The sequence below is a fragment of the Pseudoflavitalea rhizosphaerae genome, from assembly GCF_003991355.1.
GTDB lineage: Bacteria > Bacteroidota > Bacteroidia > Chitinophagales > Chitinophagaceae > Pseudobacter > Pseudobacter rhizosphaerae.
The window spans coordinates 98,035-112,229 of record NZ_RCSU01000013.1 but is presented as its reverse complement, the minus strand read 5'-3'; the positions used below and the strand labels follow the sequence as shown (position 1 = coordinate 112,229).

Annotated in this window: 15 protein-coding genes; all 15 read left to right on the top strand. The window is 49.0% G+C overall.

Translation table 11 applies throughout. The annotated features are described in order from the left end of the window. The first annotated feature begins 53 nt into the window (after positions 1–53). The 15 genes from D9Y29_RS20655 to D9Y29_RS20585 all read left to right on the top strand — a co-directional run bounded on the left by D9Y29_RS20655 (position 54) and on the right by D9Y29_RS20585 (position 14,184). Positions 54–1,757: a tetratricopeptide repeat protein gene (locus D9Y29_RS20655; RefSeq protein ID WP_127131826.1), complete on the top strand. Its 1,704-nt coding sequence runs from the start codon at positions 54–56 to the stop codon at positions 1,755–1,757. A gap of 134 nt (positions 1,758–1,891) precedes the next feature. Further along, entirely contained in the window at positions 1,892–2,299 is a 408-nt protein-coding gene (locus tag D9Y29_RS20650) for an NADH-quinone oxidoreductase subunit A (protein WP_241237999.1), read from the top strand. Positions 2,300–2,345: 46 nt separating this feature from the next. Then, complete coding sequence (locus D9Y29_RS20645; protein WP_127131824.1) at positions 2,346–2,921, top strand: NADH-quinone oxidoreductase subunit B; 576 nt, start codon at positions 2,346–2,348, stop codon at positions 2,919–2,921. 2 nt (positions 2,922–2,923) lie between these two features. Further along, positions 2,924–3,436: an NADH-quinone oxidoreductase subunit C gene (locus tag D9Y29_RS20640; RefSeq protein WP_127131822.1), complete on the top strand. Its 513-nt coding sequence runs from the start codon at positions 2,924–2,926 to the stop codon at positions 3,434–3,436. Positions 3,437–3,445: 9 nt separating this feature from the next. Continuing rightward, positions 3,446–4,681: an NADH-quinone oxidoreductase subunit D gene (locus tag D9Y29_RS20635; RefSeq protein ID WP_127131820.1), complete on the top strand. Its 1,236-nt coding sequence runs from the start codon at positions 3,446–3,448 to the stop codon at positions 4,679–4,681. 15 nt (positions 4,682–4,696) lie between these two features. Further along, positions 4,697–5,191, top strand: coding sequence for an NADH-quinone oxidoreductase subunit NuoE family protein (locus D9Y29_RS20630; protein ID WP_127131818.1), 495 nt, complete (start codon positions 4,697–4,699; stop codon positions 5,189–5,191). A gap of 23 nt (positions 5,192–5,214) precedes the next feature. Beyond that, positions 5,215–5,682, top strand: coding sequence for a copper resistance protein NlpE (locus tag D9Y29_RS20625; RefSeq protein ID WP_127131816.1), 468 nt, complete (start codon positions 5,215–5,217; stop codon positions 5,680–5,682). A gap of 61 nt (positions 5,683–5,743) precedes the next feature. Further along, positions 5,744–7,102 carry an NADH-quinone oxidoreductase subunit NuoF gene (gene nuoF, locus D9Y29_RS20620; protein WP_127131814.1) on the top strand — a complete coding sequence of 453 codons (1,359 nt, stop codon included), beginning with the start codon at positions 5,744–5,746 and terminating at the stop codon, positions 7,100–7,102. A gap of 47 nt (positions 7,103–7,149) precedes the next feature. After that, a complete protein-coding gene (locus D9Y29_RS20615; RefSeq protein WP_127131812.1) occupies positions 7,150–8,238 on the top strand; it encodes an NADH-quinone oxidoreductase subunit G in 1,089 nt (362 codons plus the stop codon). Positions 8,239–8,247: 9 nt separating this feature from the next. Then, positions 8,248–9,309 (top strand): NADH-quinone oxidoreductase subunit NuoH, encoded by a 1,062-nt coding sequence (nuoH, locus tag D9Y29_RS20610; protein WP_127131810.1) that lies wholly within the window; start codon positions 8,248–8,250, stop codon positions 9,307–9,309. A 23-nt stretch (positions 9,310–9,332) separates the two neighbouring features. After that, entirely contained in the window at positions 9,333–9,890 is a 558-nt protein-coding gene (gene nuoI, locus D9Y29_RS20605; RefSeq protein WP_127131808.1) for an NADH-quinone oxidoreductase subunit NuoI, read from the top strand. A 16-nt stretch (positions 9,891–9,906) separates the two neighbouring features. Then, positions 9,907–10,410 carry an NADH-quinone oxidoreductase subunit J family protein gene (locus tag D9Y29_RS20600; protein ID WP_127131806.1) on the top strand — a complete coding sequence of 168 codons (504 nt, stop codon included), beginning with the start codon at positions 9,907–9,909 and terminating at the stop codon, positions 10,408–10,410. 19 nt (positions 10,411–10,429) lie between these two features. After that, the gene (nuoK, locus tag D9Y29_RS20595) at positions 10,430–10,759 is read left to right on the top strand and encodes an NADH-quinone oxidoreductase subunit NuoK (protein ID WP_127131804.1); all 330 of its coding nucleotides are present in this window, start codon (positions 10,430–10,432) and stop codon (positions 10,757–10,759) included. Between the two features lie 10 nt (positions 10,760–10,769). Beyond that, positions 10,770–12,704 (top strand): NADH-quinone oxidoreductase subunit L, encoded by a 1,935-nt coding sequence (gene nuoL, locus D9Y29_RS20590; RefSeq protein WP_206513835.1) that lies wholly within the window; start codon positions 10,770–10,772, stop codon positions 12,702–12,704. 10 nt (positions 12,705–12,714) lie between these two features. Further along, positions 12,715–14,184: a complex I subunit 4 family protein gene (locus D9Y29_RS20585; protein ID WP_127131802.1), complete on the top strand. Its 1,470-nt coding sequence runs from the start codon at positions 12,715–12,717 to the stop codon at positions 14,182–14,184. Positions 14,185–14,195: the final 11 nt, after the last annotated feature.

Genomic DNA, 14,195 nt, shown 5'->3' with positions numbered 1-14,195 from the left:
TCGTTTTTGAGATACTAACACAAACAAACATTCATTCAAAACAGCAAGTGACAATGATGAAACGATCCCTTAGCTTATTAGTAGCGTTTGTCATGGGAAGCACTCTGCTTTTTGCCCAGAAAGTTGAAGACGGCAAAAAGTTCTTGTACTACGAAAGATATAAAAGTGCTAAAGATGCGCTGGAAAGTGTGCTGTCCGCCAATCCCAATAACATCGATGCTGTTTATTGGTTGGGGCAAACCCTTCTTTCACAGTCTCCGAAAGACTCTGTGGGAGCAAAAAATCTGTACCAGAAATTATTGCAACAAAATGGCAGCGCCCCGCTTGTCCTCGCCGGTATCGGTCAGATCGAACTGATGGAAGGCAAGGTGAACGATGCGCGTCAGCGTTTTGAAATGGCGGTGAACCTCACCAAAGGAAAAGACATCGATGTGCTCAATGCAATCGCAAGAGCCAACATCAATGCCAAACCAGGCGATGCCAACTACGCTATTGAAAAGCTAAACCAGGCAACACAGTTGAGAGGATTCAAAGATCCTGAAACCTACCTGCTGATGGGAGACGCCTACAGAAAACTGATCAACGGAGGCGAAGCTGTGCAGGCTTATAACAAAGCATTCCAGCTCGATGATAAGCTCGCTGCCGCCAAGCATAAGATCGCGAAAGTTTATCTCACCCAGAACAATCCCGATTTCTTCCTGCCTGCCTTCGAAGAAGCAATCCAGGCCGATCCCGCATATGCGCCTACCTACTATGAACTCTTCGTATACTGGTATACGAGAGATGTTGAAACCAAGGCGCCGCTGTATTTGGATAAATACATCGCCAATACCGATCCAGGCCCGGAAGTAGAATACCTGAGAACCGACTTCACCTATGCAAAAGGTGATTTTGCAGGCGCACGCGCAAAAGCTGAACAACTCATCCGGCAATATGGCGAAAAAGTAAAACCACGTATGTACAAGATGGTGGCATATGCAGCCGATACACTCGGTGATATTGCCGGAGCCAGAAAAGCGATGGATACTTACTTCGCTAAAGTGGAGCAGGAAGATATCGTTCCTGCAGATTACGTGGAGATGGCCAAAATCGATTCCAAAACTCCCGGAAACGAGCAGAACGCATTCGCCAACCTGCAGAAAGCTGTTGCCCTGGACACGCTGCTGGAAAATAAAGTAAAATACATCAATATCGCTGCCAACATGGCCAAAGCACAGGGTAACCGGATTGAAGAAGCAAAATGGCTGGGTACAGCGTATCACCTGAAACCTGAGCCAACGCAAACTGACCTTTATAACTGGGGTATGGCCCATTATCAGGCTGCTGATTATCCCGCCTCTGACAGCATCTTCTGTGGCATTTATCAAACCAAATATCCTGATGAGATCTATGGATATCTCTGGTGCGCCCGCTCCAAACAGGCACAGGACGATTCTGTGAATACCAATGGCCTGGCGGTGGACGCTTACAAATTACTGGCAGAAAAAGCAACACAGATCGATTCAGTGAAATTCAAAGCACAGATTGTTTCTTCTTATTTCTACCTCGTTCAATATTATAATGACATTAAAAAAGAAAGGGAAACTGCGCTCGATTACCTGGACAAGATCCTGGTAGTTGATCCGGGTAATGCAACTGCCCTCAAGTTCAAAGACATTCTTGAAAGAGCCGGCAAACCTGCATCACAGCCCAAACCACGTACCGGAAGCAGCAGTGCTGCCGGAGGAACAGGCGCTAAATCAAGTAGTGGTAAATAACCACAGCTTAACATAGAATTCATTTTCAACCAAATCCCTGCAGTCTTCTGCAGGGATTTTATTTTACAGTTTTTTGACTTGAAATTGGTTTTTGTTACATGCTACCTTATTTTTGCCGATAAACTAAACGGGTTATGAACATGTACCTGTTGCAAGCCTCCGCCGTTGCCCAAAATCCTGACAATGCCTTCTGGTTTTTTCCCGTAGGTCTTCAACTCCTCGTAGCTATAGGAATTATTGTAGTCATGATGGTGGGTTCACATTTGTTAGGCCCTAAACGCAAGACATCTGATAAATTAGAGAACTTTGCCAGTGGTATCGCCAGTCATGGTGACGCCAGGCACCCGATGGCCATCAAATACTTCCTGGTTGCCATCCTTTTTGTTTTGTTCGATGTGGAAGTGATCTTCTTCTATCCCTATGCTGTCAACTTCAGAGAGCTGGGATGGAACGGCTTCTTTGCTGTATTGATGTTTGTTGGCTTCTTCCTTTGCGGATTCACTTATATCCTCAAGAAGGGAGCGATCAAATGGGAAGAGTAATTGCTTGTGAGATTGAATAACAGTAAAAAGAATTAAATCCAATTTTATGGCACGTCCCGTTCAATATAATATTTACGGCCAGACTGATATAAAGCTGGTTGATGCACCTGAAGGTTATCAGGGCGATGGTTTCTTCACCACTACGCTGGACAAAGTAGTTGGCCTCGGCCGCAAAAACTCTCTCTGGCCAATGCCTTTCGCTACCTCCTGTTGTGGTATCGAGTTCATGGCAACCATGGGAGCGCACTACGACCTGGCCCGCTTCGGCGCTGAAAGGGTTGGCTTCTCCCCCCGTCAGTGCGACCTGATGATGGTGATGGGCACCATCGCCAAAAAGATGGCGCCCGTTGTTAAACAGGTATATCTTCAGTTGGCAGAACCCCGTTGGGTACTCGCTATGGGAGCCTGCGCTTCCAGCGGCGGTATCTTTGATACTTACAGCGTACTCCAGGGTATTGATCAGATCATCCCTGTAGACGTTTACGTTCCCGGTTGCCCTCCAAGACCCGAAGCGGTGATCGATGGCTTCATGCGCATCCAGGACCTGGTAGGTAATGAAAGCCTGAGAAGAAGGAATGGCGCACGTTATCAAGAATTAATGGCAAGCTACGGAATCCAATAAGCATGTTGAACAACGACTATATCAAGCAACGGCTCACAGAGAAATTCGGCGAACAGGTCACCAACTTCGAAGAACCATTCGAAATGCTCACCTTCGAAGCGCCGAAAGAGATCAACCTGAAAGTATTGCAATTCCTTTATGATGATGAGGGATTGCAGTTCCGTTTTCTGACCGATCTGCAGGCCGTGCATTACCCCGATAATACCGGCAGGGAACTGGCAGTGGTTTACCACCTTCACAACCTGCAGGCCAATGTGCGTATCCGGTTTAAAGTATATACGAATATCTCCAGTCCCGATGTATTCAGCGCAACTGCCCTGTATGCAGCCGCCAACTGGATGGAGAGAGAAACCTACGATTTCTTTGGTGTGAACTTCGTAGGACACCCTAACCTGAAACGAATTCTGAACGTGGACGAAATGGACTACTTCCCCATGCGGAAAGAATTTCCGCTGGAAGATCAGACCAGGATCGACAAGGACGACGATATGTTCGGCCGTGGAAAGAGCTATTAACATTAATATATGTCTGACGTAATACATCATAAGAATATCCGGTTGCCGGAAGGGTCCATCGAGAAAACGACCACCACGCTCAATCTCGGTCCCACACACCCCGCAACACACGGCGTATTCCAAAATATCCTGGAACTCGATGGGGAGCGTATCCTCTCTTCTGAATCAACTGTAGGCTATATCCACCGCGCATTTGAAAAGCTTGCAGAAAGAAGACCGCTCTACCAGATCACCACCCTCACAGACCGCCTCAATTATTGCTCCTCACCCATCAACAATATGGGCTGGCACCTCACCTGCGAGAAATTGCTGGGAGTGAAAACGCCCAAACGCGTAGACTATCTCCGCGTGATCGTTATGGAGCTGGCGCGGATCTCGGATCACCTGATCTGTAATTCCATCGTAGGTGTGGATACAGGAGCATTCACAGGCTTCCTCTACGTTATGCAATACCGTGAGCTGATCTATGAGATCTATGAAGAGATCTGCGGATCACGCCTCACCACCAATATGGGCCGTATCGGCGGATTCGAAAGAGACTTCACGCCGGCCGCTTTTGAAAAGCTCGAGAAATTCCTGGCTGAATATCCAAAAGTGCTGAAGGAATTCGAGAACCTTTTCACACGCAACCGCATCTTCATGGAACGCCTTATCGGCGCAGGCCCTATCAGTGCTGAAAGAGCACTGAACTACGGTTTCACCGGCCCCAATCTCCGCGCTGCCGGTGTAGACTACGACGTACGCGTTCATACCCCATACAGCAGCTACCAGGATTTTGAATTCGACATCCCCGTTGGTACTACCGGTGACTGCTATGACCGGTTCCTCGTCCGCAACCAGGAAATGTGGCAATCACTCAGCATCATTGAACAGGCTTACAGGAAAGTACAATCTTTCAAAGGCACTGAACATGATGTGTACCATGCTGATGCTCCCGAATATTATCTGCCTCCTAAAGGCGATGTATATACGAAGATGGAAGCCCTGATCTGGCACTTCAAGATCGTGATGGGTGAAGTAGATATCCCTAAGGGTGAACTGTACCTCCCTGTAGAAGGAGGCAACGGTGAATTGGGTTTTTACCTGATCAGCGATGGCGGCAGAACGCCGTACAGACTGCATTTCCGCAGACCCTGCTTTATCTATTACCAGGCTTTTGAAGAGATCACCAAAGGAGCCATGCTCAGCGACGCCATCATTGTATTGAGTTCTCTCAACCTGATCGCAGGGGAGATGGACGCATAAATCATAGAATTATTTATGGTACAGTTTTCAGATGAACAGTTAAAGAAGGTGCAGGAGATCGTTGCACGCTATCCGGACGGTAAACAAAAAAGCGCCCTGATCCCGGTTCTGCACCTGGCACAGGAAACTTTCGGAGGATGGCTCAGTGCAGAGACCATGGACTATGTAGCATCTCTCCTGAAACTCGAACCCATCGAAGTATACGAAGTAGCCACTTTCTACTCCATGTACAACCTTAAACCCGTAGGCCGTTACGTTTTCGAAGTCTGCCAGACAGGGCCATGCATGGTGAAGGGAAGTGACGATATCATCGATTATATTAAATCGACACTGGGGATCGGTGTGGGTGAAACCACTACCGACGGTCTCTTTACACTCAAGACAGTTGAATGTCTCGGTGCTTGTGGCTATGCGCCCATGATGCAATTAGGAAAGCATTACCGCGAACATCTCACCAAACAAAAAGTGGATGATATCATCGCGGAACTGCGTGCAAAGGCAGCGAACTGATCTGTCACCAAAAACCTGGTTATATGAACAGAACGCTTGTTATGATGGCCATTGCAGCCTCTCTTAGTATCGCAGCCTGTAACGATCCGGGTAAACAGGAACCAACTACCACGGACAATGCAGCAGATACTTCCGCCGTTAGCCAGCCGGTTGATATGCACAACGCAGCCAACTCGCTGGACCTTGAAGGCGAATATGAGGGAACTCTGCCATGCGCCGATTGCGAAGGGATCAAAACCACGTTGAATCTGAACAAAGACTCACTCTTTACCCTCAAGGAAGAATACCTCGGCAAAAAATCGCCGGCGGCATTCAGCTCAAAAGGAAAATGGGTGGTGCACGAGAATACCATCACACTGCAGTTCGATAAGGAATTACAAGACCGCAGGGTGCAGTACAAAGCCGGCGAGAACAAACTCTGGCTCCTTGACCAGGAAGGAAAGGAGATCACAGGTACACTGGCCGACAAGTACATCATGACGAAAAAATAGTTATCACAGTCAGTTGGACCAATATCCACATTGGCCCAACTGACTAATATCTTAGAATCTGATGGGACGCAAGTTATTATTAGAAAAAGCACACGTCGAAGGCATTCGTACCTACGAAGTATACCGTCGTGAAGGTGGCTACGCCAGTGTTGAAAAAGCACTGAAGACAATGTCTCCGGACCAGGTAACGGAAGAAGTGAAGAAAAGCGGTCTCCGCGGCCGTGGTGGTGCAGGTTTCCCTGCCGGTATGAAATGGAGCTTCCTCGCCAAACCCGAAGGTGTACCCCGCTTCCTCGTATGTAATGCCGACGAATCAGAGCCCGGTACCTTCAAGGACCGCTACCTGATGGAATTCATTCCCCACCTGCTCATCGAAGGTCTCATCGTAGCTTCATACGCGTTAGGTTCAGAAAGAACATATATCTATATCCGTGGTGAATACGCCTGGATCGTGGATATCCTCGAAGCCGCCATCGCCGAAGCCAATAAGGCCGGATTCCTCGGAAAGAATATCCTCGGCACCGGATTCAATTGCCAGATCTATGTACAACGCGGCGCCGGCGCCTATATCTGCGGCGAAGAAACCGCCCTCATCGAATCTCTCGAAGGCAAACGCGGCAACCCCCGTATCAAACCTCCGTTCCCGGCGGTTAAAGGTGTTTGGGATTGTCCAACCGTAGTGAACAACGTGGAAACGCTGGCTGCGGTTGTTCCTATTATTCAAATCGGTGGCGAAGAGTATGCGAAGATCGGAGTAGGGAAGAGCACCGGCACCAAACTGATCTCAGCCTGCGGCAATATCAACAAGCCCGGCGTTTATGAGATCGATATGACCATCTCTGTTGAAGAATTCATTTACAGCGACGAATACTGCGGAGGCATCCCCAACGGAAAAAGGCTCAAAGCCTGTATCCCCGGTGGTTCTTCCGTTCCCATCCTTCCTGCCAACCTCCTGCTGAAAACAGCAAAAGGTGAGCAGCGTATGATGAACTATGAAAGCCTCGCCGATGGCGGCTTTGCAACCGGCTCTATGATGGGCTCCGGTGGTTTCATTGTACTGGACGAAGACCAGTGCGTGGTGCGCAACACCCTCACACTCGCACGTTTCTACCGTCACGAAAGTTGCGGACAATGTTCCCCCTGCCGTGAAGGAACAGGCTGGATGGAAAAGATCCTGAAGAATATCGAAACCGGAAAAGGAAAGATGAGCGATATCGACCTGCTCTGGGATATCCAGCGCAAGATCGAAGGCAATACCATCTGCCCGCTCGGTGATGCAGCTGCCTGGCCCGTTGCCGCAGCTATCCGCCATTTCCGCGATGAATTTGAGTGGCATGTGAAGAACCCTGTAGAAAGCCAGCAAAGGAATTTTGGTCTGGCCCATTATGCAGACCCACTGCCCGTACCAGTAACAGCGTAAACTGGTTAAGGCAGACTAACTACCTGCCCTAACCGAAATCAATATATATGGCCGAGGAAAAGAAATTATTTAAGGTTACGATAGACAATATCACCATTGAAGTGGAGCCTGGCACCAGCATCCTGAATGCTGCGCGTATGATCGGAGGTGATGTTGCTCCACCTGCCATGTGCTATTATTCCAAACTCAAAGGCAGCGGTGGTAAATGCCGTACCTGCCTGGTGGAAGTAGCAGCAGGCTCTACTGCGGATCCACGCCCCATGCCCAAACTGGTGGCCAGTTGCCGTACCAATGTCATGGATGGAATGGTGGTGAAGAATATCACCAGCGAACGCGTGATAGACGCCCGTAATGGCGTAGTGGAATTCCTCCTGATCAATCACCCGCTGGATTGCCCCATCTGCGATCAGGCCGGTGAATGTCACCTGCAGGATCTCAGCTATGATCACGGTAAAGAAGGTACCCGCTTCGAATTCCAGCGCCGTACTTTCAAGAAACATGATCTCGGCCCTTATATCCAGCTGCACATGACGCGCTGCATCCTCTGCTACCGCTGTGTGTTCACGGCAGATCAGCTCACCAACAAGCGCGTGCATGGCGTACTCGACAGGGGTGACCATGCTGAGATCGCTACCTATATCGAGAAATCACTGGACAACGACTTCATCGGTAACGTGATCGATGTTTGCCCCGTTGGCGCCCTCACCGATAAAACATTCCGCTTCAAGAACCGCGTATGGTTCCTGAAACCGGTTGATGCTCACTGTGAGTGTACAAAATGCAAAGGCAAGGTTACCCTCTGGTACCGCGGCGAAGAAGTATTCCGCGTTACTGCACGCAAAGACCAGTGGGGTGAAGTGGAAGACTGGATCTGTAACGAATGCCGTTTCGAGAAAAAGAAAACCTCCGACTGGATCATTGAAGGACCAACCGCCGTGAGCCGTCAGAGCGTGATCTCACAGGGGCATTATCAAAACCTGGAGATGCCCAGAGAAACCATGCCGGAAGTGATGGGTGGCCGTCAGCCAAGACTGCTGATGGACATTCACTCTGTGAGCGAAGTGAACAGACCCGATGTAGACCTGAGCGCATTGCCCGGGCCTGCACATAGCACAGATTTTCCCAAGAAATCATAATTGAATATAATGCAGATTACATTGTTAGCATTCGATTGGTTTTTCCTCATTGAAAAGTTGGTGTTGATCATCGGCATTATATCCGTATCACTCGTTATCGCCATGTACGAAACATGGGCTGAACGTAAAGTGGCGGCATTCATCCAGGACCGTGTTGGCCCCAACAGGGCGGGTCCCATCGGTCTTTTACAGCCGCTGGCTGATGGTATGAAACTCTTCATGAAAGAAGAGATCATCCCCAACACTTCCAACAGGATGCTCTTCATCCTCGGTCCCTGCCTGGCTATGCTCACTGCCATGATGACTTCCGCAGTGATCCCCTGGGGCGGTACCCTCGATTTCTTCGGAAGAGCTGTTCCCCTTCAGATCACAGATATCAATATCGGTATCCTCTACATCTTCGGTGTGGTGAGCATGGGTGTGTATGGTATCATGATCGGAGGCTGGGCATCCAACAATAAATTCTCTCTCCTCGCTGCACTGCGCGGAGCTTCGCAGGTGATCAGCTACGAGCTGCCCATGGGCCTCTCCCTGATCGCATTACTGCTGCTCACCGGTTCTCTCAAAATGAGCACCATCGTTGGCCAGCAGATCGATGGCGTATATAACGTACTCTGGCAACCGCTGGGCTTCTTCATCTTCCTGGTTTGCGCATTCGCCGAATGTAACCGTACACCATTCGACCTTCCTGAGGCGGAGAACGAACTGAACTTCGGTTACCACCAGGAGTACTCTTCCATGAAACTCGGATTCTATCTCTTTGCAGAATACATCAATATGTTCATCAGCAGCGTGATCATGGCTACCCTCTTCTTCGGTGGTTATGATATTCCGTTTGTGAGTGATGCAAAACTGGCAGAGAGCATCGGGCAGAACTGGACCGTACTGTTACAGGGACTGAGCCTGTTTGCGAAAACAGCCGGCTTCATCTTCCTGTTCATGTGGGTCCGCTGGACTATCCCGAGGTTCCGTTATGACCAGCTCATGAACCTGTGCTGGAAAAGATTGATACCTTTGGCGCTTGCTAACATGATCATCACTGCCGCCGTGGTATTGTATTTCAAAAAATAATAGAACACAGTAACATTAGTTATATGCAATCATTAACGAGCAGAGCGAAACAGGTGGACAGAAGGCCCATGACCTTCCTGGAAAGGATCTACATATGGGAGATCTTCAAAGGCATGATGATCACGCTGAAGCATTTCTTCAAGAAGAAAGCCACCATTAGCTATCCTGAACAGAAGCGTGAGTTCAGCCCCGTGTTTCGTGGTCTGCATGTATTGAACCGCGATGAAGAAGGCCGTGAACGCTGCACTGCCTGCGGTCTCTGCGCTGTTGCCTGTCCGGCAGAAGCCATCACCATGGAAGCTGCCGAGCGCCTGCCGGGTGAAGAGAACCTGTATCGTGAAGAGAAGTACGCTGCCAAGTACGAGATCAATATGCTGCGTTGCATCTTCTGCGGTCTCTGCGAGGAAGCATGCCCGAAAGATGCCATCTATCTCAGCGAAACCTTTGCCCCCAGCAATTACCAGCGCAAGGGCCTGATCTATGGCAAACCGGATCTGCTGATACCCGATCCCGTTACCAAACCAGAGGAATACAAGAAAGCGCTGGGCAACCGTGCTAATCAAAAAGAAAAGGAGAACTAATTAACCATACACTACAATGAGCGTAACAGTTTTTTTATTCTATTTTCTCAGCGTGCTGGCACTCGGTAGTGCAATTATGGTGGTTATCAGTCGCAATCCTGTTTACAGTGTATTGTGGTTGATCTCGACATTCTTTGCTATTTCCGGGCACTATATCCTGATGAATGCGCAGTTCATCGGTATCGTTAACCTGATCGTGTATGCAGGCGCCATCATGGTGCTCTTCCTCTTCGTGATCATGCTGATGAACCTGAATGCGGAATCGGAACCCAAGAAGAACAAATGGCTGAAACTGGCCGGCGTTGTATCCGGCGGATGTTTGTTACTGGTAATGGTGGCAGCATTGAAATCAGCAGAAGTGAAAGGCGAGATGGTTCAGATCAATGAAGGGAATATCGGCCTCATCGAGAACCTCGGAAAAGCATTGTTCACAGATTTTGTTGTGCCTTTTGAGATCAGCTCCATACTCTTCCTCAGTGCAATGGTGGGTGCAGTAGTGATAGGTAAGAAGGGCGATTAATGAATTTTCAAATTGAGTTATGAAGATCGAATATTACATCGTATTGTCACTCGCGCTATTCTGCATCGGTATTGCCGGTGTGCTTACACGCCGCAATGCCATTATCATCTTTATGTGCATTGAGCTGATGCTGAACGCAGTGAACCTTTTGCTGGTGGCATTCTCAAAAATGCACCACCTCGCAGGCGCAGCCGCCAATCCCATGGCAGGGATAGATGGACAACTCTTCGTGTTCTTCATCATGGTGGTAGCTGCTGCTGAAGTGAGTGTGGGCCTGGCGATCATTGTGATGATGTACCGGAATGTGCATTCAGTTGATGTTAATTTTTTGAACAGGTTGAAACATTGATGCCCGATTTATGAAGAACATTTTACAATTAGTCTGGTTAGTGCCTGTACTTCCGCTGATCGGTTTTCTGATCAACGGTCTATTCCGCAAGCAGCTTTCCAAATCACTGGTGAACCTCGTTGGCTGTGGTACAGTGCTGGCGTCCTTTGTGATCAGCATCCTGATCTTCATAGACGTGAAGAACGGTAATACGGGTGTTATCCATTATTTCGATTTTATTAAGGTGAAGGATTTCTCCATCCCATTCGCTTTCCAGGCCGATCAGCTCTCTGCGCTCTGGCTCCTGGTAGTAACTGGTGTGGGCTTCCTCATCCATTTATATTCTACGGCTTACATGCATGAAGAGGAAGGACAGCATTATGCGCGTTACTTCGCTTATCTCAATCTCTTCGTGTTCTCTATGTTGCTGCTGATCCTCGGTGCCAACTATGTGATCATGTTCATCGGCTGGGAAGGTGTGGGCCTCTGCTCTTATCTTCTTATCGGTTACTGGTTCAAGAATATCGAGTACGGCAATGCTGCAAAGAAAGCCTTCATCATGAACCGTATCGGTGACTTTGGTTTCCTGCTCGCCATCATGTGGATGATCCTGAAACTCGGCACCATCAACTATACTACTACTGATCATAAAGGTGTGCTGGATGTGATCGCTGATCTGTATGCGAAAGGCACCATCACCAATTTCGATATCACCGGCATTACCCTGTTGCTCTTCCTGGGTGCTACCGGTAAGAGTGCACAGATACCTCTTTACACCTGGTTGCCCGATGCGATGGCCGGTCCCACACCCGTGTCTGCACTGATCCACGCGGCAACGATGGTAACTGCTGGTATCTACATGATCGCGCGCAGCAATATCCTGTACACGCTTGCTCCTGTTACTCAAACTGTGGTGGCAGTGATCGGTCTGGCTACAGCCTTGCTTGCTGCATCCATCGCGCTCAAACAAAACGATATCAAAAAAGTACTGGCTTACTCTACGGTTAGCCAGCTGGGTTATATGTTCCTCGCACTGGGCGTTGGCGCTTATACAGGCGCGGTATTCCACGTAATGACACACGCTTTCTTCAAAGCCCTGTTGTTCCTTGGCGCCGGCTCCGTGATCCACGCCATGCACCATGAGCAGGATATCCGCAATATGGGGGGATTGAAAAAGAAATTGCCCATCACGCATATTACTTTCCTGGTAGGCTGTATTGCCATCGCCGGTATCCCTCCATTCTCTGGTTTCTTTTCAAAAGATGAGATCCTCGCTGCAGCATTCGCCAACAATCCGATCTTCTGGGGCCTTGGTGTAATCGGTGCTGTAATGACGGCCTTCTATATGTTCCGTTTATATGCTACTACTTTCCTCGGTTCATTCCGCGGAACAGAAGAACAAAAACTTCATCTGCATGAGAGCCCGTTCTCTATGACACTTCCGTTGATTGTGCTGGCTATCCTTGCAGCAGTAGCAGGTTTTGTAGGGATCCCCGAAGTGTTGATGCCGAATGCGCATTCGCTGGAGCATTTCCTCAGTCCCATCTTTGCTGAAAGCACTAAACATGCACATGCTCATCACCTGGATCATTCAACTGAATATGGTTTGATGGCTGCATCTGTTGGTCTCGCAGCTATCGCTGTCATCTATGCTATTTATAAATTCAGCAGAAAACCTGATCTCAGTGAACCTACCGGTTTCGGCCAGGTGCTTGCGAACAAGTGGTATGTTGATGAGGCTTACAATGGTGTATTCGTTCGCCCGCTCAACTGGCTCGGCAAGTTCATGAACAAGTGGGTGGAACGCGGATTGATCGATGCCATCGTGAATGGAGTAGGCCGTTCCGTACAATACCTCAGCCGGCAGGTGCGTCTGGTGCAGAGTGGACAGGTGGGCAGCTACGTTTTATTAATGGTGTTAAGCATACTGGTATTCTTTGTGATCCAGTTTTTCCTGAAGAAATAATTGTAATTAAATGATACCTGTTTTACTGATCGTAATTCCGTTACTGAGTGGATTGGCTACTTTCCTTATCAAACAGGAAAAGGGAGCGAAGACATGGTCTCTCTTCTCTTCCCTGATCACACTCGTTATCTCTGTACTGGGGATCACAGTAGTGAAAGATCAGTCTGCTTTGTCTGCCAACCTGGAATGGCTGCCGCTGCTCGGCAGCAGCTTTGCAGTAACACTCGATGGAATGGGTCAGATCCTCTGCCTGCTCACGGCAGTGGCCTTCCCGATGATCTTTGGCGCCACCTGGAATGCAACTTATAAGAATGCGAAAAATTTCCATGCCCTCATGCTGCTGTCGCAAGCCGGTCTGATGGGTGTGTTCCTCGCATACGATGCGTTACTGTTCTACTTCTTCTGGGAGCTGGCGCTGATCCCTGCTTACTTCCTCTGTTCACAATGGGGTGGAGAAAGAAGGATCGCGGTAACCATGAAGTTCTTCATCTATACTTTCGTGGGCTCACTGTTCATGCTGATCGGAATTATCTATGTATACTTCCATACGCCCGGACAAAGCTTTGCTCTGGAAGATTTCTATAAAGCAGCCCTCTCTCCCAAAGAACAGGACTGGCTCTTCTGGCTCTTCTTCATTGCATTTGCTGTGAAGATGCCGATCTTCCCCCTCCATACCTGGCAGCCCGATACCTACGAACAATCACCCACTGCCACAACCATGGTGCTGAGTGGTGTGATGGTGAAGATGGGCCTTCTCGGTGTGATCCGCTGGCTGGCTCCTGTACTGCCGATGGCCACCTGGCAACAAGGCGATACAGTTGGTCTGCTCTGCGTGATCGGTATGATCTACGCCAGCATCCTCGCTATGCAGCAGGATGATCTGAAACGACTGATCGCTTATTCATCCATCGCGCACGTTGGACTGATGTGCCTGGCCATTTTCGTTACCTCAGAAAAAGGAATGCAGGGCGTGATGATCCAGATGTTCAACCACGGTATCAACGTGATCGGATTGTGGATCGTAGTGGAGCTGATAGAGCGTCAGTTCAAAACACGCAAGATCTCTGAACTGGGTGGACTGGCGCAGAAAGCGCCCGCACTGGCGATCCTGCTGGTAGTGGTGGCACTGGCAAATGTCGCGCTGCCGCTCACCAATGCGTTCATCGGTGAGTTCCTCCTGTTCACCGGTGTATTCACTTCTTCCGTTTCCAAAATGGGTCCGGTATTCACGGCGGTTGCTGCGTTGAGCATCATCCTTTCAGCTGTGTATACACTCAATATGATACAAAGGGTGTTTTATGGCAACACCAATCAGCTTACTGCCAATGCAAGGGATATCCGTCCAAATGAAAAGCTGGTGCTTGGTATCCTGGTAGTGGCGATCCTGATCATCGGCGTATATCCCAAACCGTTCCTGGAGCTGACGCAGGGCACTGTTGATGCCATCATGTCCAAAATGATAATTAAACATCCAATTTAAGCGAAAGCATA

Coding starts and splice junctions, on each gene's coding strand:
- D9Y29_RS20615 (WP_127131812.1), top strand. CDS start 7,150: ATGGCCGAGGAAAAGAAATTATTTAAGGTTACGATAGACAATATCACC.
- D9Y29_RS20655 (WP_127131826.1), top strand. CDS start 54: ATGATGAAACGATCCCTTAGCTTATTAGTAGCGTTTGTCATGGGAAGC.
- nuoF (WP_127131814.1), top strand. CDS start 5,744: ATGGGACGCAAGTTATTATTAGAAAAAGCACACGTCGAAGGCATTCGT.
- D9Y29_RS20625 (WP_127131816.1), top strand. CDS start 5,215: ATGAACAGAACGCTTGTTATGATGGCCATTGCAGCCTCTCTTAGTATC.
- D9Y29_RS20635 (WP_127131820.1), top strand. CDS start 3,446: ATGTCTGACGTAATACATCATAAGAATATCCGGTTGCCGGAAGGGTCC.
- nuoL (WP_206513835.1), top strand. CDS start 10,770: ATGAAGAACATTTTACAATTAGTCTGGTTAGTGCCTGTACTTCCGCTG.
- D9Y29_RS20650 (WP_241237999.1), top strand. CDS start 1,892: ATGAACATGTACCTGTTGCAAGCCTCCGCCGTTGCCCAAAATCCTGAC.
- D9Y29_RS20645 (WP_127131824.1), top strand. CDS start 2,346: ATGGCACGTCCCGTTCAATATAATATTTACGGCCAGACTGATATAAAG.
- nuoH (WP_127131810.1), top strand. CDS start 8,248: ATGCAGATTACATTGTTAGCATTCGATTGGTTTTTCCTCATTGAAAAG.
- D9Y29_RS20585 (WP_127131802.1), top strand. CDS start 12,715: ATGATACCTGTTTTACTGATCGTAATTCCGTTACTGAGTGGATTGGCT.
- D9Y29_RS20640 (WP_127131822.1), top strand. CDS start 2,924: ATGTTGAACAACGACTATATCAAGCAACGGCTCACAGAGAAATTCGGC.
- D9Y29_RS20600 (WP_127131806.1), top strand. CDS start 9,907: ATGAGCGTAACAGTTTTTTTATTCTATTTTCTCAGCGTGCTGGCACTC.
- nuoK (WP_127131804.1), top strand. CDS start 10,430: ATGAAGATCGAATATTACATCGTATTGTCACTCGCGCTATTCTGCATC.
- nuoI (WP_127131808.1), top strand. CDS start 9,333: ATGCAATCATTAACGAGCAGAGCGAAACAGGTGGACAGAAGGCCCATG.
- D9Y29_RS20630 (WP_127131818.1), top strand. CDS start 4,697: ATGGTACAGTTTTCAGATGAACAGTTAAAGAAGGTGCAGGAGATCGTT.